The sequence below is a fragment of the Streptomyces sp. A01 genome (assembly GCF_059026195.1).
Genome location: NZ_JBWLKN010000012.1, coordinates 52,790 through 73,657 on the forward strand (window position 1 = coordinate 52,790; position 20,868 = coordinate 73,657).

General features: G+C 69.6%; 15 protein-coding genes. 8 read left to right on the forward strand and 7 right to left on the reverse strand.

Going from position 1 to position 20,868, the window contains the following annotated elements; translation table 11 throughout:
- Window positions 1-547 precede the first annotated feature (547 nt).
- Window positions 548-2,233, forward strand: coding sequence for a chitinase (locus tag AC5P1B_RS18000; protein WP_493888280.1), 1,686 nt, complete (start codon window positions 548-550; stop codon window positions 2,231-2,233).
- Between the two features lie 184 nt (window positions 2,234-2,417).
- On the opposite strand, the gene AC5P1B_RS18005 is transcribed toward AC5P1B_RS18000, so the two are convergent.
- The gene (locus AC5P1B_RS18005; protein ID WP_493888281.1) at window positions 2,418-3,830 is read right to left on the reverse strand and encodes an Nramp family divalent metal transporter; all 1,413 of its coding nucleotides are present in this window, start codon (window positions 3,828-3,830) and stop codon (window positions 2,418-2,420) included.
- A gap of 187 nt (window positions 3,831-4,017) precedes the next feature.
- Here AC5P1B_RS18005 and AC5P1B_RS18010 point away from each other — a divergent pair, with 187 nt between their 5' ends.
- Both AC5P1B_RS18010 and AC5P1B_RS18015 read left to right on the forward strand, forming a co-directional pair.
- Window positions 4,018-5,058 (forward strand): chitinase, encoded by a 1,041-nt coding sequence (locus AC5P1B_RS18010; protein ID WP_493888282.1) that lies wholly within the window; start codon window positions 4,018-4,020, stop codon window positions 5,056-5,058.
- Between the two features lie 248 nt (window positions 5,059-5,306).
- Entirely contained in the window at window positions 5,307-5,981 is a 675-nt protein-coding gene (locus tag AC5P1B_RS18015) for a hypothetical protein (RefSeq protein WP_493888283.1), read from the forward strand.
- A 94-nt stretch (window positions 5,982-6,075) separates the two neighbouring features.
- On the opposite strand, the gene AC5P1B_RS18020 is transcribed toward AC5P1B_RS18015, so the two are convergent.
- Window positions 6,076-6,957 (reverse strand): S1 family peptidase, encoded by an 882-nt coding sequence (locus AC5P1B_RS18020; protein ID WP_493888284.1) that lies wholly within the window; start codon window positions 6,955-6,957, stop codon window positions 6,076-6,078.
- A 260-nt stretch (window positions 6,958-7,217) separates the two neighbouring features.
- On the opposite strand from AC5P1B_RS18020, the gene AC5P1B_RS18025 reads away from it, so the two are divergent.
- Window positions 7,218-8,594 (forward strand): M14 family metallopeptidase, encoded by a 1,377-nt coding sequence (locus AC5P1B_RS18025; protein WP_493888285.1) that lies wholly within the window; start codon window positions 7,218-7,220, stop codon window positions 8,592-8,594.
- Between the two features lie 177 nt (window positions 8,595-8,771).
- On the opposite strand, the gene AC5P1B_RS18030 is transcribed toward AC5P1B_RS18025, so the two are convergent.
- Window positions 8,772-9,695, reverse strand: a complete 924-nt coding sequence (locus AC5P1B_RS18030; RefSeq protein ID WP_493888286.1) for a S1 family peptidase — start codon at window positions 9,693-9,695, stop codon at window positions 8,772-8,774.
- A 239-nt stretch (window positions 9,696-9,934) separates the two neighbouring features.
- Between AC5P1B_RS18030 and AC5P1B_RS18035 the strand changes: the two genes are divergently transcribed.
- Entirely contained in the window at window positions 9,935-11,284 is a 1,350-nt protein-coding gene (locus AC5P1B_RS18035) for a M14 family metallopeptidase (RefSeq protein WP_493888287.1), read from the forward strand.
- Window positions 11,285-11,564: 280 nt separating this feature from the next.
- Here AC5P1B_RS18035 and AC5P1B_RS18040 read toward each other — a convergent pair whose 3' ends face one another.
- The 4 genes from AC5P1B_RS18040 to AC5P1B_RS18055 all read right to left on the reverse strand — a co-directional run bounded on the left by AC5P1B_RS18040 (window position 11,565) and on the right by AC5P1B_RS18055 (window position 16,087).
- The gene (locus AC5P1B_RS18040; protein ID WP_493888288.1) at window positions 11,565-13,187 is read right to left on the reverse strand and encodes a GntP family permease; all 1,623 of its coding nucleotides are present in this window, start codon (window positions 13,185-13,187) and stop codon (window positions 11,565-11,567) included.
- A gap of 336 nt (window positions 13,188-13,523) precedes the next feature.
- Complete coding sequence (locus AC5P1B_RS18045) at window positions 13,524-13,937, reverse strand: RidA family protein (protein WP_493888289.1); 414 nt, start codon at window positions 13,935-13,937, stop codon at window positions 13,524-13,526.
- A 51-nt stretch (window positions 13,938-13,988) separates the two neighbouring features.
- Window positions 13,989-14,735 carry an IclR family transcriptional regulator gene (locus AC5P1B_RS18050; protein WP_493888290.1) on the reverse strand — a complete coding sequence of 249 codons (747 nt, stop codon included), beginning with the start codon at window positions 14,733-14,735 and terminating at the stop codon, window positions 13,989-13,991.
- A complete protein-coding gene (locus tag AC5P1B_RS18055) occupies window positions 14,732-16,087 on the reverse strand; it encodes a sugar kinase (protein ID WP_493888291.1) in 1,356 nt (451 codons plus the stop codon). The genes AC5P1B_RS18050 and AC5P1B_RS18055 overlap by 4 nt, the downstream gene beginning before the upstream one ends.
- Window positions 16,088-16,229: 142 nt before the next feature.
- Here AC5P1B_RS18055 and AC5P1B_RS18060 point away from each other — a divergent pair, with 142 nt between their 5' ends.
- The 3 genes from AC5P1B_RS18060 (at window position 16,230) to AC5P1B_RS18070 (ending at window position 20,818) form a co-directional block, all read left to right on the forward strand.
- Entirely contained in the window at window positions 16,230-17,705 is a 1,476-nt protein-coding gene (locus AC5P1B_RS18060) for an alanine racemase (RefSeq protein ID WP_493888292.1), read from the forward strand.
- Between the two features lie 166 nt (window positions 17,706-17,871).
- Entirely contained in the window at window positions 17,872-19,512 is a 1,641-nt protein-coding gene (locus AC5P1B_RS18065; protein WP_493888293.1) for an N-acyl-D-amino-acid deacylase family protein, read from the forward strand.
- Between the two features lie 97 nt (window positions 19,513-19,609).
- Entirely contained in the window at window positions 19,610-20,818 is a 1,209-nt protein-coding gene (locus tag AC5P1B_RS18070) for a pyridoxal phosphate-dependent aminotransferase (protein ID WP_493888294.1), read from the forward strand.
- Window positions 20,819-20,868 lie beyond the last annotated feature (50 nt).

Here is a 20,868-nt window from a genome sequence, read left to right on the forward strand (position 1 = left end):
GCACGGCAGTTCCGCCGCGTAGTACTACTGCCCCGTACGGGTGCCTCAGCACTTTATCCACGAATGGTGCGGCTGAGAACAGTTCATCGTAGTTATCGGGTGTGCGGGCACCGGGAGTTCACCGAAGCTGTGCGGAGCGCGCGGCGGCCTCCCCGCGCCGCAGCCGTACGCCTGGTCCGTATGTCAGAGCGCGTACGCCGAGGCCGTACGCGATGCCCGCACGCCGAGTGCGTACGCCCGAGCCGTACGCCGAGTCCGTACGCCGGAACCCAACGGCCGTGGTGCGCGCGGGCGCACGTTCCCCTGTCCCCCCGGCCGGCCCGATCGGCCCGGCCGCGATCGGGCGCGTACGGCCGCCGAAATTGCTCCAACCCTTGACAAGCCCATTGGTCTGGACCAGCTTTACGCCCATGCGGTGGCCACCGTCTTCAAGCTCCTCCTCCCACTCTTCCCCACGGAGGCAGTCGTGGACCGCGCACTACGTAGCAGGTACACCAGAAGCAGACGGTGGCTCACCGGTCGGCGGCGGGCAACCCGGGGGCTGGCGATGGCAGCCGCGTCAGCCCTCGCCGCCACGGCACTCGTGGCGGCCGGCGGCGCGGGCGCCCCGGCCCAGGCAGCCAGACCGGACACCGCCTCGCAAGCGGCGGCGGCCGAGCCCAACCTCGTGAAGAACCCCGGCTTCGAGACCGGCCTGAGCGGCTGGACCTGCTCGGGCGGCAGCGGAACCGCCGCGTCCAGCCCCGTGCACGGCGGGACAGCGGCGCTCAAGGCGACCCCGGCCGGGTCGGACAACGCCAAATGTTCGCAGACGGTGAGCGTCCAGCCGAACTCCTCGTACACCCTCAGCTCCTGGGTGCAGGGCAGTTACACCTACCTCGGCGCGAGCGGCACGGGAACGACGGACGTCTCGACGTGGACACCGTCGGCCTCCTCCTGGCAGCAGCTGACCACCAGCTTCAAGACCGGCGCGAACACCACCTCGGTCACCGTCTACACGCACGGCTGGTACGGGCAGCCCGCCTATTACGCCGATGACATCAGCCTCGTCGGACCGGGTGGCGGAGACCCCGGCGACCCCGTCCCCGGCGCCCCCGGCGGCCTGGCCGCCTCGGCGGCCACCTCCTCTTCCGTCAGCCTGAGCTGGAATCCGGTCAGCGGCGCGACCGGTTACCACGTCTACCAGGACGGCACCAAGGTGCAGGCGGCCAGCGGCACGTCCGCGACCGTGACCGGCCTCGCGCCCTCCACGGCGTACCAGTTCCAGGTCTCGGCGACCAACGCGGCGGGTGAGTCGCCCAGGTCGGCGGCGGTCACCGGCACGACAACGGCCGGGGGAGGCGGCAACGGCACCGTGCCCAAGCACGCGGTCACCGGCTACTGGCAGAACTTCAACAACGGCGCGACCGTCCAGAAGATCAGCGATGTGCAGAGCCAGTACGACATCATCGCGGTCGCCTTCGCCGACGCCACCGGCACACCCGGCGCCGTGGACTTCAGCGTGGACCCGGCGCTGAACTACAGCGAAGCCCAGTTCAAGGCCGACATCAAGGCCAAGCAGGCGGCGGGCAAGTCCGTCATCCTGTCGGTCGGCGGCGAGAAGGGCACCGTCTCGGTCAACAGCGCGGCCTCGGCGACGAACTTCGCCAACACGGTCTACGCGCAGATGCAGGAGTACGGCTTCGACGGCGTCGACATCGATCTGGAGAACGGGCTCAACGCCACCTACATGACGCAGGCGCTGCGCTCCCTCTCCGCGAAGGCCGGTCCGAAGCTGGTCATCACGATGGCCCCGCAGACCATCGACATGCAGTCCACGTCGAACACGTACTTCCAGACAGCCCTCAACATCAAGGACATCCTGACCGTCGTCAACATGCAGTACTACAACAGCGGCTCCATGCTGGGCTGCGACGGCAAGGTCTACTCGCAGGGCTCGGTGGACTTCCTCACCGCCCTCGCCTGCATCCAGTTGCAGGGCGGCCTGTCCCCGTCACAGGTCGGGCTCGGCCTTCCCGCGTCCACGCGCGGCGCGGGCAGCGGCTACGTGTCGCCGACCATCGTCAACAACGCCCTGGACTGTCTCGCCAGAGGCACGAACTGCGGCTCCTTCAAGCCCGCCAAGACCTATCCCGACCTGCGAGGCGCGATGACCTGGTCGACGAACTGGGACGCCAGCAACGGCAACGTCTGGTCCAACGGCGTCGGCCCGCACGTACACAACCTCCCGTAACCCCGCGCCGTACCGGCGCGGCTCCCGGTGCCGCCGCACATCTCGCCCCCTTGTGCGACGGCCCCGCCCCCACAGGCCGTGCCGCCCGCCGATCACTCGGCGGGCGGCACGGCCGCAGCGTATGGCCGGGAAGAGCCTGGCGGGCCTGGCCGCACTTTCTCCTCCCGGCGCCCCCTCTTCCCGGCTACCAGGGCAGCTCGCGCACCTGCTGCACGCACAGCACGATGAACAGCAGCCCCGACGACACCAGCATCACGTTGCTCAGCAGGCCGTTGCGCCATTCCGCGGGGGTGCGGTCGGTGTTGAGGAGCCAGACCAGGGTGAGAGCGAGGAACGGCATGAAGAACGCGCCGAGTACGCCGTAGACGATGACGAGCCCGAAGGGCTGGTCCAAGAAGAGCAGGCTGATCGGGGGAAACGTCAGCCACAGGAGATAGAGGCGGAAGGGAAGCGAGCGTTCATGGCGTGCGACCGCTCGCGAGCCCGCGTACGCCGGTGAGTCACCGCCTGAAGGATTCCCGTCCGGCGGTGAGCCTGTCTCCGCCAAGGAGGAGGACTGGCCTCCCGGTGGAACAGCGTCCGCCGGTGCGGTGCCATCTGGCTGCCGCGCGGCCACCGCGTGGGCCTTGCGGTAGTTCGCGACGAAGTCGGCGACCATCAGGCTCACCCCGTGCCACACCCCGATGAGGGACGAGAAGGACGTGGCGAAGAAGCCGATCAGGAACAGCTTCGCCGTAGCGGTGCCGTAGCGGTCCTCCAGTACGTCGCCGAGGTCGAGCAGCCCCTTGTCGCCCTTGGTGAGGGCGACGTCGGCCGAGTGCAGCAGCTCGGCTCCGACGATCAGCATCGCCACGACGAAGATGCCGGTGGTGACGTAGGCGACGCGGTTGTCGAGCCGCATCACCTTCATCCAGCGGGTGCTGGTCCAGCCCTTGGCGTTGACCCAGTAGCCGTACGCGGCCATCGTGATCGTGCCACCCACGCCGCCGATCAGCCCGAGGGTGTACAGCAGCGAGCCGTCCGGCAGGGCGGGGGCGAGCCCGGCGAACGACGCGCCGACGTCCGGGCCGACGCGGACAGCCACGTAGACCACCACCACGAACATCACGCCGACCAGCACCGTCATCGCCTTCTCGAAGACCGCGTACTGGTTGAACCAGACGAACGCCAACCCGACCAGTCCGGTGATCACTCCCCAGGTCCGCAGACTGAGGAAGTCCGGGAAGAGGGCCACCAGCGGCAGCGCGCTCGATGACATGGCGGTCGCCCCGTAGACGAAGCCCCAGATCACCACGTAGCCGACGAAGTAGAAGGTGGTCCACGGACCGAGTGTGCGCCAGCCCTCGAACAACGTGCGGCCCGTGGCCAGATGCCAGCGGCCGACCGCCTCCGCCAGGGAGATCTTCACGAGGCATCCGATGACCGCCGCCCACATGAGCGTGTAACCGAACTTGCTGCCCGCGATCAGCGTCGCGACCAGGTCCCCGGCGCCCACCCCCGTCGCGGCGACCACGATCCCGGGGCCGATATAGCGCCAACTCGACTTTCTCGGTGTGCCGGTGACTTCCTCACCGCTGTTCTCACTGGTGTGCGTCATGCGTCGCCTCCGCACTCGCCCCCTGATGTGTTGCGGATCATGAGACCCGTCCGGGACCCGATCGCACAAGAGGCTGTACGCGGGGTTGACAACCCCAATGGTCTGGACCACCTTTTACCGCAAGCTCAGGGCCCCTGAACGCGCAACGGCACCACTCCCCCCATCTCTCTCCCCCACGGAGGCAGTCGTGGTACGAGCACGATCAGGCACGTCCAGAAGGAAGCTGCTCAGCGGGTTGGCCGCCGCCGTCCTGGCCACGGCCGGGTTCGCCGCGGCGGGTCACGCGAGCGCCACCGAGGAGCCGGCGGCGGAGCGGTCCGCGACCCAGCGGTCCACGGCCGGGACCGCCGCCGTACCCCAGCACGCCGTCACCGGCTACTGGCAGAACTTCGACAACGGCGCGACGGTGCAAAAGCTCGGCGATGTCCAAGAGGAATACGACATCATCGCGGTCGCCTTCGCCGACGCCACCGGAACCCCCGGCTCCGTCGACTTCACGCTCGACCCCGCCCTGAACTACAGCGGGGCGGATTTCAAGGCCGACATCAAGGCCAAGCAGGCCGCCGGCAAATCCGTCATCATCTCGGTCGGCGGCGAGAAGGGCGCGGTGTCCGTCAGTGACGACGCGTCCGCCAACGCCTTCGCCGCCTCGATATCCGGCCTCATGGACGAGTACGGCTTCGACGGGGTCGACATCGACCTGGAGAACGGGCTCAACTCCACGTACATGACGAAGGCGTTGAAGACCATCCACGCCAAGCACAGCGATGTCGTGGTGACCATGGCACCGCAAACGGTCGATATGCAGTCGCCACAGAACGAGTACTTCAAGACGGCGCTCGCGATCAAGGACTTCCTGGCCGTCGTCAACACGCAATACTACAACAGCGGCTCCATGGTGGGCTGCGACGGCAAGGTCTATTCACAGGGCTCGGTCGACTTCCTCACCGGCCTCGCCTGCGTCCAGCTGGAAAACGGTCTCGACCCGTCACAGGTCGGCATCGGCGTCCCCGCCTCGTCGAAGGCGGCGGGCTCCGGATATGTCGCACCCAGCGTGGTCAACGCCGCCCTGGACTGCCTCACCCAGGGCACCGACTGCGGCTTTTTCAAGCCGTCCAGGACCTACCCGGGGCTGCGCGGCGCCATGGCGTGGTCCACGAACTGGGACGCCGTCAACGGCGACGAATTCTCCGGCCAGGTCGGCAAGCACGTGCACGGGCTGCCGTAACCCGTACGACCGAGTGCCGTGGCCGTCACCGTGACAGAACGGTGGCGGCCCCCTCGTGGACACAAAGCCACATACACCCGGTTTGAAGCCCCTTGACGTCTCTTGCTCTCTGGGAAAATGGTGGTGGAAACGCTGGCCTTTGAGTCAGCTGGCCATCCTTGCCAACAGAGATACCGGAGATGCGCGCCTCGTGAAGAAGACCCTCACCGCCACCTGGCCGTCGCGAGCGCGGCGCTCCTGCTGACCGCGTGCGGGGGCGACAGCGGCTCGGACGACAAGGACAGCAAGGACAGCAAGGACGAGATCAAGGGGCGGAGTCGGAGTCGGCTTCGCCCAAGCCGTCCGCTTCCGGTGACGACTCGGACAGCGCTCGCCCAGGCCGTCCGACGATCAAGCTGCCTGCCGACCTCAAGCTGACCTTCGAGAACACGTCCGCGCTCGCGTACGCGCAGCTCCGCGTGCCTGACACCGAGATCACGCTCAACCCCTCCGCCGACGGCAAGCAGACCGACGACCTGCCCACGTGGGCCTGGCTGGACAAGGCCACCTTCAAGAAGGTGTCGGTGACAGCGAGCGTCCCCGAGATCGACCTCTCGGCCACCACCACCGCCACCCCGGTCGGCCTCAGGATCGAGCCTGGCATGGCGGACGCCGAGGTGTACCCGGCCTCCGGTGAGTGTCCCATCAACGAGGACGGCAGCATCGGCACTCCGTACGCGAAGGGCAAGGAAGACGAGACGCCGCCGTGCGGGGTGAACTACCTGCGGTCGACCAACGGCTCGGGGCCCTTCCACTTCAAGGCCACCGTCACCTGGAAGGTCAACTGGGAGGGCTCGGACGGCAGCGGCGGCGACCTGCCGGACGGCACCTTCGGTACCACGACCGACATCACGGTCCAGGAGGCGCAGGCCGTCAACCGCTGACGGGCGGGGACAAACCGCACCTTGGACGGCACCGCGCGCCAGGTCCCTCCGCCACGGAGGGGCCTGGCGCGCCGAGTCCTCGCCGAGCAGGGTGTCAGCCGGCGTTCGTCAGCTGCTTCGCTCCCGCGGGCTTGGGGAGCGCGCACTCCGGCAGGCTCAGGTCGATCTTGTTTCCGGTGCCGACGCACTGCGTGATCTGGTACGACTGCTGGCCGTAGTTGATGCCCTTGTGGACGGTGATGTCGCCGTTCTCGTCCACCTCGCACGGGTTGTTGTCCGTGCACTTCTCACCCGACTCGTTGCCCGTGTTGTTCACGGCCACGACCTTGCCGGTGGAGGTGTCGATGACGGGCGAGCCCGAGGTGCCGCCGATGGTCTGGCAGTCCCGGGTGTAGCGGACGGAGTCCTTCCAGGTCCACTGGCCCTCGCGCAGCTCGTGCACGAATGCGTCGATGGAACAGCTGTAGGTCTTCTTCCAGTAGCCGGACACCACGGTGATGCTCGCGCCCTGCTCGGGGCGCTCGCCCGACAGGTCGAGGGCCTTGACGCCGAACTTCTTCTGGATCTCCGCGTAGGTCGCGTCCACCTCGTACAGCGAGACGTCGGTGTCCGTCATCGTCGCGTACGAGATCTTGGTCGCCTTGACCTTGCCCGCGTTGTTGGCCTTCGCGTCCAGCAGCGTGAAGCCGCGGCTCGACGGCTTGTCCACGATGACCTCGCCCGGCCCTGGGAAGCCCTCCTGCAGGCAGTGCCCGTTGGACATCACGAGCGCGGGGTCCTGATCGGTGGAGTTGGGCATCTTCACGACCGAGCCCGAGCAGTTACTCAGCGCCACCGCTCCCTCGAAGGTCACGGCCTTGGGCTTGTGCTTCGCCGCGCCGCTGTCCGCCGCCGCGGCCGGGGACGCGCCGAACCCGGCGACGGCGGCACCGCTCAGCGCCAGGGCCGACAGCGCGCCGATGAAGGTTCTGTTCATGTGGGGGGTTCCTCCATACCGAAATACTTTCGGATTTGACGTCCGCATTCTCATGGCGTGCCGCCTGGCAGGCAATGGTGCATACGGCCGGAACGGACGGATCGGCGGGTAGCCGCCAGCCGCCCCCTCGTCGCCACCCTCCGCCCCGCCTCGCCCTCTTGACCGTGACATGGCGGAGATCAACGATAGACGCGATGCCCACGTGAGCTACGCGCGCGTCAAACCCCCCACCCGTCGCACTGGAACATCCAGGAGAAGACATGCGACTGCGCACACGCGGTCGACGGCCAGCCGCCGTCGCCGCGCTCATAGCCATGGCTCTCGCCGCCCCCATCGCGGCCCAGGCCCATGAGACGGACTCGTCCGGCAACTCCTCCCCCGCATCCGCCACATCCGCCGCTTCGCCCTCCGATGGGCCCCTAGCCGCGGAGCGATCGCGGCAGTACGAGGTGAGCGGCCCCGACTCGGTCGCCCAGCGCACCCTGATCGCGCGGACCGGCGCCTCCATCGACGCGGTCCGCGCCCGCTCCGTGGTGATCACGGCGAACGCCGCTCAGCTCCGCCGCGTCCACGCGTTGGGGCACAAGACCGAGGAGTTGCCCGCGCCGCCGAAGCGGAACAGCTCGGGCAAGAAGACCGGCGTCAAGGACTTCCCGTCCGATGACTCCGGCTATCACCACTACAAGGAGGCGCTCGCGGAGATCGACAGCGCCGTCTCCAAGCACTCCGAGATCATGAGCAAGAAGGTGATCGGCACGTCCCACGAGGGCCGGGACATCGTCGCAGTCAAGATCAGCGACAAGGTCGGCACGGACGAGGCCGAGCCGGAGGTGCTGTTCACCCACCACCAGCACGCCCGCGAGCACCTGACCGTGGAGATGGCGCTCTACCTGGTGCGCGAGTTCGGCGACAAGTACGGCAGCGACGACCGCGTCACCAAGGCGGTCGACGGGCGCGAGATCTGGATCGTCCCCGACGTGAACCCGGACGGTGGCGAGTACGACATCTCCACCGGCGAGTACCAGAGCTGGCGCAAGAACCGGCAGCCCAACGAGGGCTCCGAGGAGATCGGCACCGACCAGAACCGCAACTGGGGTCACAAGTGGGGCTGCTGCGGTGGCTCCGATGGCAGCCCGGGCGGGGAGACCTACCGTGGTCCGGCCGCCGAGTCGGCACCCGAGGTGAAGGTCGTCGCCGACTTCGTCCGCAGCCGTGTCGTGGACGGCAAGCAGCAGATCAAGGCGGCCGTCGACTTCCACACGTACAGCGAACTGGTGTTGTGGCCCTACGGCTACACCAGTGACGACACCGCCGAGGGCATGACCCAGGACGACCACGACGTCTTCGCGACTGTCGGCAAGGACATGGCGCAGAGCAACGGTTACACGCCGCAGCAGTCCAGCGACCTGTACGTCACCGACGGTTCGGTCGACGACTGGCTGTGGGGCGACCAGAAGATCTTCGCGTACACCTTCGAGATGTACCCGGGCGAGAACGGCTCGGACGGCTTCTACCCGCCCGACGAGGTCATCGAGAAGGAGACCAGCCGCAACCGCGAGGCCGTGCTGAAGCTCGTGGAGAACTCGGACTGCATGTACCGGGCGATCGGCAAGGAAGAGGAGTACTGCAAGAGCTGAGCGTGAGTGACGCGTAAGCCGAGTGGTTCAGCTTCCCAGCGCCGGACGGGCTCAGGTTCGAGCCCGTCCGGCGCTGTGCGAGCGACACCATGAGCGGGGGCGGGTGCGTGAACGAGGCCGTGGGCGAGGGCCTTCAGCGGGGCCGTAGTCGCGGCCGAGACCCCGCGTGGGACCTGCTTACTTGGCCGCGGCCGCGGGCAGGCCCGGGATGACGGTGGACTTCTGGCTGACCTCGGCGTCGAGCTCGGCGCGCGGCTGCGGCAGCGTGCAGCCCGGCAGACCGAGGTCGATCTTGTTGCCGGTGCCGACGCACTTGGTGACCTGGTACGTCTGCTGGGCGTAGCCGATGCCCCGGCGGACGGTGACCTTGCCGTTCTGGTCGACCTCACACGGGTTGTTGACCGTGCACCGCTGGCCGGACTCGTTGATCGTGTTGTTCACGGCCACGACCTTGCCCGAGGCGACGTCCACCACGGGAGAGCCGGAAGTGCCGCCGATCACGTTGCAGGGCGAGGTGTAGCGGACCGAGTCCTTCCAGGTCCAGTTCCCCTCCTTGAGCTGGTGGGCGAAGCCGCTCACATTGCAGCTGTACGTCTTCTTCCAGTAGCCGGAGACCACCTTGATGGCGGTGCCCTGGGAGGGCCGCTGGGCGGACAGGTCCAGCGCCTTGACGCCGAACCGCTCCTTGATCTGCGCGTAGGTGGCGTTGACCTCGTACAGCGAGACATCGGTGTCGGTCATCGTCGCGTACGCGACCTTCGTCGCCTTCACCGTGCCCGCGGTGCCCGCGTTCGCGGTGAGCAGCGTGAAGTTACGGCTGGACGGCTTGTCCACGATGACGTCGCCGGGGCCTGGCATGCCGCCTTCGAGGCAGTGCCCGTTGGAGAGCACGAGGGCGGGGTCCTGGTCGGTGGAGTTGGGCATCTTCACTACCGAGCCCGAGCAGTTGCTGAGGGCCACTGTTCCCTCGTAAGTGACGGCTCTTGGGTGCTTCTTCGCCGGTCCGCTGTCCGCCGCCGACGCGGAGGAGACGCCGAGGCCGGCGAATGTGGCGCCACTCAGGGCCAGGGCGGAGAGCGCACCTATGACGGTTCGGTTCACGTGGGGGGTCCTTCCCAGTCGCATGTGCTGACGAATTGACATGCGCATTCTTGAGGCCGCGACGCACTTGAGCAATCAAGGAATCAGCACATCGGGAAAATGGCGCGTTCACGTCACCCCCAGATATTGACCGGGCCATGCCACAACCCAAGACTGTCCCCGGCGCCCGCGCGCAACCCCTGAGCGGGCTCCGATCCCGCACGTCGCACGACTGGACACACCCCCACCCAGGAGACCACATGCGACTTCGCACCCGGGGCAGACGGACCACCGTCCTCGCCGCCCTGCTCACCCTCGCCCTGTCCGCACCCCTCGTCGCCAGCGCCGATGACTCCGGCTCCGCGTCACGGCAGCCCGCGACCGAAGCGGCCGACGACGCCGACGTGGCCCGCCAGTACGAGATACCGGGCCACACCACCGTCGGCCAGCGCACCTCACTCGCCGCCACCGGCGCCGCCATCGACGCCGTACGCGGGGACTCCGTGGTGATCACCGCGGACTCCCGTGAGCTCAAACGCGTCCGGGCGCTCGGCTTCAAGCCGCAGGCGATGCCAGCGCCTCCCGCCCGGACCGGCGGCAAGGACGCCAAGCCGTTCGACTTCCCGCCCGCCGACTCGCGCTACCACAACTACGCGGAGGCCACGGCGGACATCAACGCCAAGGTCGCCAAGTACCCGAACATCATGAGCAAGAAGGTGATCGGCAAGTCGTACCAGGGCCGGGACATCGTCGCTATCAAGATCAGCGACAACGTCGGCACGGACGAAGCCGAGCCCGAGGTGCTGTTCACGCACCACCAGCACGCCCGCGAGCACCTGACCGTGGAGATGGCCCTCTACCTGCTGCGCGAGTTCGGTGAGGACTACGGCACCGACGCCCGCATCAAGAAGATGGTCGACAGCCGCGAGATCTGGATCGTGCCCGACGTCAACCCGGACGGCGGCGAGTACGACATCGCGACCGGCTCCTACCGCAGTTGGCGCAAGAACCGGCAGCCCAACTCGGGCTCCTCCAACGTCGGCACCGACGAGAACCGCAACTGGAACTTCAAGTGGGGCTGCTGCGGCGGCTCCTCCGGCAACACCGGCTCCGAGACCTACCGCGGCACCTCCGCCGAGTCGACACCCGAGGTGAAGGTCGTCGCCGACTTCGTCCGCAGCCGGATCGTCGGCGGCAAGCAGCAGATCAAGACGGGCATCGACTTCCACACGTACAGCGAACTGGTGCTGTGGCCGTACGGCTACACGTACGCCGACACGGCGCCAGGGCTGACCCAGGACGACCGCGACGCGTTCGCCACCGTCGGCCGCAAGATGGCCGCCAGCAACGGCTACACCCCCGAGCAGTCCAGCGACCTCTACATCACCGACGGGTCGATCGACGACTGGCTGTGGGGCAACCAGAAGATCTTCGGCTACACCTTCGAGATGTACCCGTCGTCCGCCGGTGGCGGCGGCTTCTACCCGCCCGACGAGGTCATCGAGCGGGAAACCAGCCGCAACCGCGACGCGGTGCTCCAGCTGCTGGAGAACTCCGACTGCATGTACCGGTCCATCGGCAAGGAGCAGCAGTACTGCACCGGTAGCTGAGCGGTGAGGGGCACCCGCTCGGGCAGCTGAGCGGTGTGCGGCACTCGCTCGGGCGACTGGGCGGTGTGCGGTGGCCGGCCGTCGGTGAATGGCGGTCGGCCGCTGCCTTGCCGGGGCGCCCTGTCCGTGGCGTACACGAATACGCGACGCACGCGATGCATGCGGCATACGTGGTGTACGTGACGTACGGGGCGCCCACGCGCGTGAGCCCGCAGGACGGAATCAGAGGAATCAAGGGAAATCAGAGGATGCGAGAGGGGAACAGAGAGGAACAGAGGGGTCAGATCACCAGGCTCAGCAGCGCGGCGACCGCGAAGCCCGCGACCGACAGCACCGACTCAAGCACCGTCCACGACTTGAGGGTGTCGCGCTCGGAGATGCCGAAGTACTTGGAGACCATCCAGAATCCCCCGTCGTTCACATGCGAGGCGAAGATCGAACCCGCCGAGATCGCCACGATCACCAGCGCCAGGTGCGCCTGGGTGTAGTCGCCGTCAGCGAGCAGCGGGGAGACGATGCCCGCCGTCGTGACGATCGCGACCGTCGCCGACCCCTGCGCGACCCGCAGCACCAGTGAGATCAGCCAGGCCAGCACGATGACCGGCAGCCCGGCGTTGCCGAACGCGTCGGCCAGGGCCTGCGCGACGCCGCTGCCCTTGAGCACAGCACCGAACACCCCGCCCGCGCCGACCACGAGCAGGATGTTGCCGACCGGCTTGAGCGAGGCGGTGGACACGGTCTCCAGGGACTTACGAGACCAGCCCCGGCGCAGCCCCAGCAGGTAGTAGGCGAGCAGCAGCGCGATGGTCAGCGCGACAAAGGGGTGGCCGAAGAACTCGATGACCGAGCGGAGGGTGCTCGGGTCCAGGGCGATGGAGGAGAACGTCGCACAGAGGATGAGCAGCAGCGGCGTACCGATGATGGCGAGGACGGTACCCACCGCCACCGGCTGCTCCCCCGCCGCCGAGCCGCCAACCCCTCCGCCCGCTGCCGGGCCACCGGCCCTTCCGGCCACGGTCCCGGCCGCAGGGCCGGTCGCCGTCCCGGTCGCCGCTCCCGTCGCTGTTCCGGTCCCCGTCCCGGTCGCTGTTCCGGTCGGCGGTACGTCCTTGGTGCCGCGCGTCGCGAGTTGTTCGGCCTTCACCGCCGCCCTGGCCTCCTCGGCCGCCTCCACCATGTCCTGCGGCACGGCGACGAAGACGCGCTGACCGATCCAGGCGGCGTACGCCCACGCGGCGAGCACCGCGGGCATTCCGCAGACGACGCCCATCAGGATGACCCACCCGAGATCCACGTGGAGCAGCCCGGCCGCGGCCACCGGACCCGGGTGCGGCGGCAGGAAGGCGTGCGTCATGGACAGCCCGGCGAGCAGCGGCATGCAGAACAGCAGGATCGACTTGCCGCTGCGCTTGGCGGCCGCGTAGACGATCGGCGCGAGGACGAAGATGCCGACGTCGAAGAAGACCGGGATGCCGAAGATCAGGCCGGTCAGGCCCATGGCGAGCGGCGCCCGGCGTTCGCCGAAGAGGCCGAGCAGCCGGGAGCTCAACGCCTCTGCGCCGCCGGACACTTCGAGTATCGCGCCGAGCATGGTGCCGAGGCCGATGATGATCGCTATGTGGCCGAGGATGCCGCCCATGCCGGATTCGATCAGCGAGACGGCTTCGGATCTCTGCACGGTGCCGAAGAGTTCGGTCACGGACAGCCCGGCGGCCAGGCCCACCGCGATGGACACGGCGAGCAACGCGACGAACGGCTGCAGCCGCACCTTGATGATCAGGAAGAGCAGGAGCGCGATGCCGAGGGCGGCGACGGTCAGCAGACCGGCGGTGCCGTCGATCAGCAGCAGGAGACCACCGGTGTGGGGTGGCGTCTCCGCGGCGGGGGCGGCTGTGAGCAGCATGGGATCTCCGTGGGTCTACGGCGGATCGGGGCATGGAGGAGCGCGGCACGGCGGCTGCGCGCCGCGTGCCGGGCGGAGGGGGGTGGGGAGACGCGTAGGGGTGTGGTGAGTCACGTGCCTGGAGATGTGAGACGAGAGGTTGGGTGTACGGCCCGTGGCGGGCAGGGCTGGGCGGTCCACGCACGGGGGATGCGTGCCGCGCCCCGCCCACCACGGGAGTGGGGACACCCGGCCGCCCGAGCCGGGGCCGGGGCCGGGGCCGGGGGCCGAGCCAACTCCGGCCCAGGGCCGTGGGCCGTGGGCCGTGGGCCGGAGTCTGCTGCTGGAGGGGCTGGGTCAGCCGAGGACGGCGAGCGCGTCGATCTCGATGAGGAGCCCGGCGGGCAGGCCGACGTACACGGTCGTGCGGGCCGCGGGCGCCTCCTTCAGGTCGGCGAAGTAGTCGTTGTAGATCTCGTTCATCTCGGCGAAGTGGTCGACGTCGGTGAGGTAGACGCGGAGCATCATCACGTCCTCCCAACTGGCGCCGCCCTCTTCGAGGATGGCCCGCACGTTGGCGAGCGTCTGGAGGGTCTGCTCACGCAGCGTCGGACCGGCCGGAGTCGGGGCCTGCCCCTCGGTCGCCGGAAGGAAGCCGACCTGGCCGGCGACCTGGAGGATGTTGCCCTTCCGCACGCCGTGCGAGAACTTCGCGGGCGGCGCGGTGTGCGTGGCCGGGGTGATCGCCGTCTTCTGCAGCTTGTCGCTCATGCCGGGACTTCCTTACGTGTGGTGCCTGACGGGGCTTGCCGGATGGGTGGTTCAGTGGTTCTTCCCCGAGTACTCACGGCTGATGGTTTCGGCGGTGCGGCGCACCAGCGGGAGCAGGGTGAGCAGTTCGTCGGCGGTGACGACGACATTCGGGGCGGAGACCGAGCACGCGGCGACGACGCGTCCGTCAGCCCCGCGAATGGGGGCGCCGACGCAGTTGATGGACTCCTCGTGGCCGCCGAGGTCGGAGGCCCAGCCCTGCTCGCGCACCTTGGCCAGCTCCGCGAGGAAGGCGGCCGGGCCCGAGGTCGAGCGGGACGTGTACATGGGGTATTCGAGCCGGTCGGCGACGGCGCGCCGCTCCTGCTCGGGCAGGTCGGCCAGGAGCAGCTTCGCCACGGCGGCGACGGTGATGGCCACCGGCTTGCCGATCCGGGAGTACATACGGACCGGGTAGCGGCTCTCCACCTTGTCGATGTAGAGCACCTCGTTCTCCTCGTAGACCGCGAGGTGCACGGTGTGCCCGCACTTCTCGTTGAGCGCGACGAGGTGGGGGTGGGCGATCTCGCGCACGTCCAGGTTCTCGACGGCTTCCTGCGCGAGGGCGAACAGCCGCGCCCCGAGCCGGTACCGCTGGTCCTGCTGGCGGTAGACCATGCCGTGTTCGTGCAGGGTGCGGAGCAGCCGCAGTGCGGTCGACTTGTGTACGCCAAGCCGGGTCGCGACCTGTTCGAGATTGGCTGGGCCCTCCGCGAGCAGGGGAAGGATGCTCAGCGCTCGGTCGACGGTTTGGCTCATCGGTTACGTACCTCCGCGTTGGTTGCCTCTACGGTAGGTACCGCCGGGCGCGCCTCGTCCCGCCCCGCACCGCGCGCTCGTGGCGACGGCACCGTCCCCGCCCCGCCATGGTCCGCCCCTTGTTCCGCCCCTTGTGCCGCGCCGTGGTCGCCTCCGGGGCCCGGGTCCGCGCCGGGGGCCGCCCAGCCGGGGCCGAGGCGCAGCGCGGCCCAGGCTTCGGGGCCGAGGGCGGCCAGCCGGTCGGCCTGCTGCCGGCTGGGTGGCCTACCGAGGTCGCCGGGAACCGTGAGTGCGGCGGCGGCCATCAGATGGCCGTGCCGCAGGCGGGCGAAGGCGGGCAGGCCGCGCAAGGTGGCGGAGAGAAAACCGGCGGCGAACGCGTCTCCCGCGCCTACGGAGGCGACGACATCGACGTGTAGCGCGGGCGCGTATGTCACCTCATCAGCCCCGCTCGTCGCCCGAGCCCCGGCACCCTCAGCAGACCCACAAGGCGGAGCAGCGGGGGCAGGGGAAGTGGCTGGCGCAGGGCAGCCCTCATTCCCGTCTCGTACGTACACCGTCGCCCCATCCGCACCATGCTTGACGACCAGCACCGGCGGCTCGGGCAGCGCGGCCCTGATCGCGGAGGCGCCGCGCAGCCCCCAGGCGGCCTCCGCCTCGTCCTCGCCGACGAAGACGAGGTCGCAGCCGCGCGCGAGTTCGGCGAGCACGGCGGGACTCGCGTGCCCGCCGCCCGACCGGCCACCGGTGCTGGAACGAGCGTCGGCGCGGAGGCCACGGGCCCGCCCCTTCCACAGCCCGACCCGGTAGTTGACGTCGAAGGAGATCAGCGGGCGGCCCGGGGCCGGGGCGGTGAGCCGGCGCAGCAGGGCCAGGCAGTCGGCGGAGAGGGCGGCGGTGATGCCGGACAGGTGCAGGACCTGGCCGCTCCACAGCGTCGCGAGGTCCATCAGGCCCGGCGCCATCGCGGCGGCCGCGGAGCCCGCCCGGTAGTAGACGACCTCGGCACCGTCGGCGGGTGCGGCCGCGTGGACGGCGCGCTCTCCGGCGGTACGGAAGTAGATCCCGGTGGGCCGGTGCGGGTCGCGCTGGACGGCTGAGGTGTCCACGCCGGTGGCGGCGATGGCGTCCACCAGGTGGTCGCCGAAGCCGTCGGCGCCGACCCGGCTGACCCAGCGCGCCGAGTGCCCGAAGCGGGCGAGGCAGCAGGCGACGTTTGATTCGGCGCCACCGATTCCGCGGGTGAAGGAGGGAACGTCGGCGAGTCGGCCGGGCCGTTCGGGCAGGAACGTGACCATGGATTCACCGAGGCACACGACGTCGGCGTGCGGGCTGCTCGGGGCTGCGGTCACGATCGCTCTCGCTCCTGTCGCGCGGCTGATCCTGGGGGTGGTCACACCGTTGACCCGGTGCTTGCCGGGATGTTAGACAGCTGTAAGCGATATACGCAATGAGTGTTGCAGCTTATGCAACAGGACCTCTTTGGGGGGCGCCATGGCCACCGACAACAGCCCTGCGAGCGGCACCACGGACCGGAGCGCGGACGGGAGCAGGGACGGGAGCGCGAACGGCACGTCAGGCGACACCGCCCCCAGCGTCTCCAGCAGCCCTGACGCCCGCAGCGCCCCCACTGCCTCCGCCTCCGCCGCCTCCGCCTCCGCCTCCGCCTCCGCCTCCAGCGTTCCTGGCATCGCGTCAGGCGCCGTAGCGCGACTCGCCGACGAGCGGGTCGACTACCGGTTCAAGGGGCTGCCCCCGGACGCCGACGGCCGCACCGTGGGAGAGCTCGCCGCCGAGCGCCGGTCCTTGTTCACCGGCGGTTTCACCACGCCGGTGCTCGCGCTCTCCGCCGAGTCCGTTGAGCACAACGTGGCTCTCATGGAGACCTACGCCCACCGGCACAGCCTGGCGTTCGCCCCGCACGGCAAGACCTCGATGGCCCCTCGCCTCTTCGAGCAGCAGCTCGCCCACGGCGCGTGGGGCATCACCGCCGCCCTCCCCGCTCATGTGCGGGCGTACCGCGCCTTCGGCGTTCAGCGGATCTTCCTGGCCAACGAGGTCGTCGACGCCCCCGCGTTGCGCTGGCTGGCCGCCGAGCTGACCGCCGATCCGGACTTCCGCCTCCTGTGTTACGTGGACTCGGTGCGGGGCGTCGAGCTGATGGACGCCGCGCTCCGGGAGGCCGGGGCGGCCCGCCCCATGGAGGTCGTGGTCGAGTTGGCGGCGGGCGCCGACGCGCGCACGGGCGCGCGTACGGAGGCCGACTGCGCCGCCGTCGCCGACGCCGTGGCCGCCGTAGCGACGCTGCGGCTCGTGGGCGTCGCCGGATACGAGGGCGAGGTGCCGCAGGCGGACGACGCGTCCGTCCGTGCCTGGCTGCGTCGGCTGACCGCGCTGGCCGTCGAGTTCGACCGAGCGGGGCGTTTCGGGGCTGACCCGGCCGAGATCGTGGTCAGCGCGGGCGGCAGCGCCTGGTTCGACACGGTGGCCGAGGTGTTCGCCGAACTGCCCGCGTTGTCGGGGCCGGTGCTGAAGCTGCTGCGCTCCGGCGCGTACGTCTCCCACGACGACGGTCACTACCGCCGCCTGACCCCCTTCAACCGGGTGCCGGAGGAGGGCGCGCTCCAGCCCGCTTTCCGGCTGTGGACACAGGTCGTCTCCCGGCCCACCCCCGGGCAGGCGTTCGTCAACGCGGGCAAGCGCGACGCGGCGTACGACCTCCACCTGCCGATGGCCCAGGTCGTCAGGGACGCCCGTACCGGCGAGATCCGCCCGGCGGACGGCATCACCGTCACCGGCCTGTCCGACCAGCACGGCTGGCTGCGTACGGAAGAGGGAGCCCGGCTTGAGGTCGGCGACTGGGTCGGGCTCGGCCTTTCCCACCCGTGTACGTCCTTCGACAAGTGGCAGCTGATTCCCCTGGTCACGGCGGACGGCACGGTCACCGACTACATCCGCACCTTCTTCTGAGCCGAACGGCGCACTGGCCGCACAGGGGCCGAACCGACGGCCGAATCCCGGAACCGACGGGCCCCGGCATCCCACCACCCGGGCAGGCCCGGGCGCGCGACCGGACCACCCGTCCGGCGGCCAGGACACCCGAACGGGCCCACCCCTACGCGAAGGAAGCGCCACCATGGAACAGGACCTGGTCATCCGCGACGTCCGTGTCATCGACGGCACCGGTGGCGCCTCCTTCCGGGCCGACGTGGCCGTATCGGACGGCCGGATCGCCGAGCTCCGGCGGGAGACGGACAGCGGCCCGCGACCGGGCGGCCGCCGGGTCGTCGAGGCCCACGGCCTCGCCCTGGCCCCCGGTTTCATCGACATGCACGCGCACAGCGACCTCGCACTGCTGCGCGACCCCGCGCACGAGGCGAAGGCCGCGCAGGGCGTCACCCTGGAGGTCATCGGCCAGGACGGCCTGTCGTACGCGCCCGTGGACGACCGCACGCTCGCCGAGGTGCGGGCGCAGATCGCGGGCTGGAACGGCGGCGGGCCCGGCACGACGGACCTCGACTTCGCCTTCGACTGGCGGAGCGTCGGCGAGTATCTGGACCGGCTCGACCACGGCTTCGGCGGCCAGGGGATCGCGGTCAACGCCGCCTACCTCATCCCCCAGGGCACGGTGCGGATGCTCGCCGTGGGCTGGGACGACCGGCCCGCGACGGCGGAGGAGACGGCGCGGATGCGGGAGCTGGTCGCGCAGGGCATGCGGGAGGGTGCGGCCGGGCTCTCCTCCGGGCTGACGTACACGCCGGGGATGTACGCCTCGGACGCCGAGCTGACCGAGCTGTGCCGGGTCGTCGCCGCGCACGGCGGCTACTACTGCCCGCACCACCGCTCGTACGGGGCGGGCGCCCTCCAGGCGTACGAGGAGATGATCGCCCTCACCCGGGAAGCGGGCTGCGCCCTGCACCTGGCGCACGCGACCATGAACTTCGGGGTGAACAAGGGCCGCGCCCCCGAGCTGCTGGCCCTCCTCGACCGGGCGCTGGACGACGGCGCCGACATCACCCTCGACACGTATCCGTACACGCCCGGCTGCACGACGCTCGTCGCGATGCTGCCGAGCTGGGCGGGTGAGGGCGGTCCTGAGGCGGTCCTCGCCCGGCTGCGGGATGACGCGGTGGCCGAGCGCGTCCGGTACGTCATGGAGGTCGAGGGCGCCGACGGCTGCCACGGGGTGCCGATCGAGTGGGACACCATCGAGATCTCCGGCGTCACCGACCCGGCGCTGGCGGGCGTGGTCGGCAAGACCGTTGCCCGCGCCGCCGCCGAACGCGGCGAGGAGCCGTTCGCCACCGGCCGGCGGCTGATGATCGAGGACCGGCTGGGCTCCACGATCCTCCAGCACGTCGGCCATGAGGAGAACGTACGGGCGATCATGCGGCACCGGGTGCATACCGGCGGCAGCGACGGCATCCTCCAGGGCGACAAGCCGCATCCGCGCGCCTACGGCACCTTCCCCCAGTACCTGGGGCGGTACGCCCGCGAGCTCGGTGTCCTCTCTCTGGAGGAGTGCGTGGCGCATCTCACCTCACGCCCCGCGGCCCGGCTGAGGCTGCTGGACCGGGGCCTCGTACGCACCGGGTACCGGGCCGATCTCGTGCTCTTCGATCCCGAGACGGTCGCCCCCGGCGCAACTTTCGAAGCCCCTCGCCGCCTTCCTACCGGCATTCCGCATGTCCTGATCGACGGTCGCTTCGTCATCGAAGACGGCCGCCGGACAGACGTGCTCGCCGGCCGCTCGGTCCGCCCGCCGCGCACCGGCTGACCTGCGCCCGCCGCGCGCTGCCCGCGCCCCTCCGGACGCCTCCGACGTGGTGATAAACACCGCGCGACCCTCGAAACGCGCCCGTAGGGTGGCGGACATGCAGGTGATCCAGTCAACCAAGCTCGCAAATGTCTGCTACGAGATCCGTGGCCCGGTGCTGGAGGAGGCAATGCGGCTGGAGGCAGCAGGTCACCGCATCCTCAAGCTCAACACCGGCAACCCGGCGCTGTTCGGCTTCGAGTGCCCTCCCGAGATCCTTGAGGACATGCTGCGCTCCCTCGGCGGCGCGCATGGCTACGGTGACGCGAAGGGGCTGCTGTCGGCCCGGCGCGCGGTCGTACAGCACTACGAGACCAAGGGCGTGGAGCTCGACGTCGAGGACGTCTACCTCGGCAACGGTGTTTCCGAGCTGATCCAGATGTCCATGCAGGCACTGCTCGACGACGGCGACGAGGTGCTGGTCCCCGCGCCCGACTATCCGCTGTGGACGGCTGCCGTCTCGCTGGCGGGCGGCACGGCCGTGCACTACCGCTGCGACGAGCAGGCGGACTGGATGCCTGACCTCGCCGACATCGAGCGCAAGATCACCGACCGCACCAAGGCCCTGGTGATCATCAACCCGAACAATCCCACGGGCGCGGTCTACGACGACGGGATGCTGCGCGGCCTGACCGAGATCGCCCGCCGCCACAACCTGATCGTCTGCTCGGACGAGATCTACGACAGGATCGTCTACGACGGCGTCATCCACACCCCGACCGCCGCTATCGCCCCCGACCTGCTGACGCTCACCTTCAACGGGCTCTCCAAGAACTACCGCGTCGCGGGCTACCGCAGCGGCTGGATGGCGGTCTGCGGCCCGAAGGCACACGCCGCCAGCTACATCGAGGGCCTGACCATCCTCGCCAACATGCGGCTGTGCGCGAACATGCCCGTGCAGCACGCCGTGGCCACCGCCCTCGGGGGCCGCCAGTCGGTCAACGAACTCGTACAGCCGGGTGGCCGACTGCTGGAGCAACGCGATGTGGCGTACGAGATGCTCACCCAGATCCCCGGCGTGACCTGCGTGAAGCCCAAGGGCGCGCTGTACGCCTTCCCCCGCCTCGACCCCAAGGTCTACAAGATCAAGGACGACCGGCGGATGGTGCTCGATCTGCTGCGCGCCGAGAAAATCATGATCGTGCACGGCACGGGCTTCAACTGGCCCGACCCTGACCACTTCCGGCTGGTCACCCTGCCGAACGCGAAGGACCTCGCCGACGCGGTGACGCGCATCGGCGGATTCCTGGAGGGCTACGCGCAGTAGCGGACGGTAACGCGCAGCAGGTCGGCGGCGTCGCGGGGCGGTCGGTGTGA

Bases quoted from the DNA above. Each gene is read 5' to 3' on its own strand.
- AC5P1B_RS18020 (WP_493888284.1), bottom strand. From the start codon at position 6,957: ATGAACAGAACCTTCATCGGCGCGCTGTCGGCCCTGGCGCTGAGCGGT.
- AC5P1B_RS18035 (WP_493888287.1), top strand. From the start codon at position 9,935: ATGCGACTTCGCACCCGGGGCAGACGGACCACCGTCCTCGCCGCCCTG.
- AC5P1B_RS18070 (WP_493888294.1), top strand. From the start codon at position 19,610: ATGCAGGTGATCCAGTCAACCAAGCTCGCAAATGTCTGCTACGAGATC.
- AC5P1B_RS18045 (WP_493888289.1), bottom strand. From the start codon at position 13,937: ATGAGCGACAAGCTGCAGAAGACGGCGATCACCCCGGCCACGCACACC.
- AC5P1B_RS18005 (WP_493888281.1), bottom strand. From the start codon at position 3,830: ATGACGCACACCAGTGAGAACAGCGGTGAGGAAGTCACCGGCACACCG.
- AC5P1B_RS18025 (WP_493888285.1), top strand. From the start codon at position 7,218: ATGCGACTGCGCACACGCGGTCGACGGCCAGCCGCCGTCGCCGCGCTC.
- AC5P1B_RS18040 (WP_493888288.1), bottom strand. From the start codon at position 13,187: ATGCTGCTCACAGCCGCCCCCGCCGCGGAGACGCCACCCCACACCGGT.
- AC5P1B_RS18050 (WP_493888290.1), bottom strand. From the start codon at position 14,735: ATGAGCCAAACCGTCGACCGAGCGCTGAGCATCCTTCCCCTGCTCGCG.
- AC5P1B_RS18065 (WP_493888293.1), top strand. From the start codon at position 17,872: ATGGAACAGGACCTGGTCATCCGCGACGTCCGTGTCATCGACGGCACC.
- AC5P1B_RS18060 (WP_493888292.1), top strand. From the start codon at position 16,230: ATGGCCACCGACAACAGCCCTGCGAGCGGCACCACGGACCGGAGCGCG.
- AC5P1B_RS18000 (WP_493888280.1), top strand. From the start codon at position 548: ATGGCAGCCGCGTCAGCCCTCGCCGCCACGGCACTCGTGGCGGCCGGC.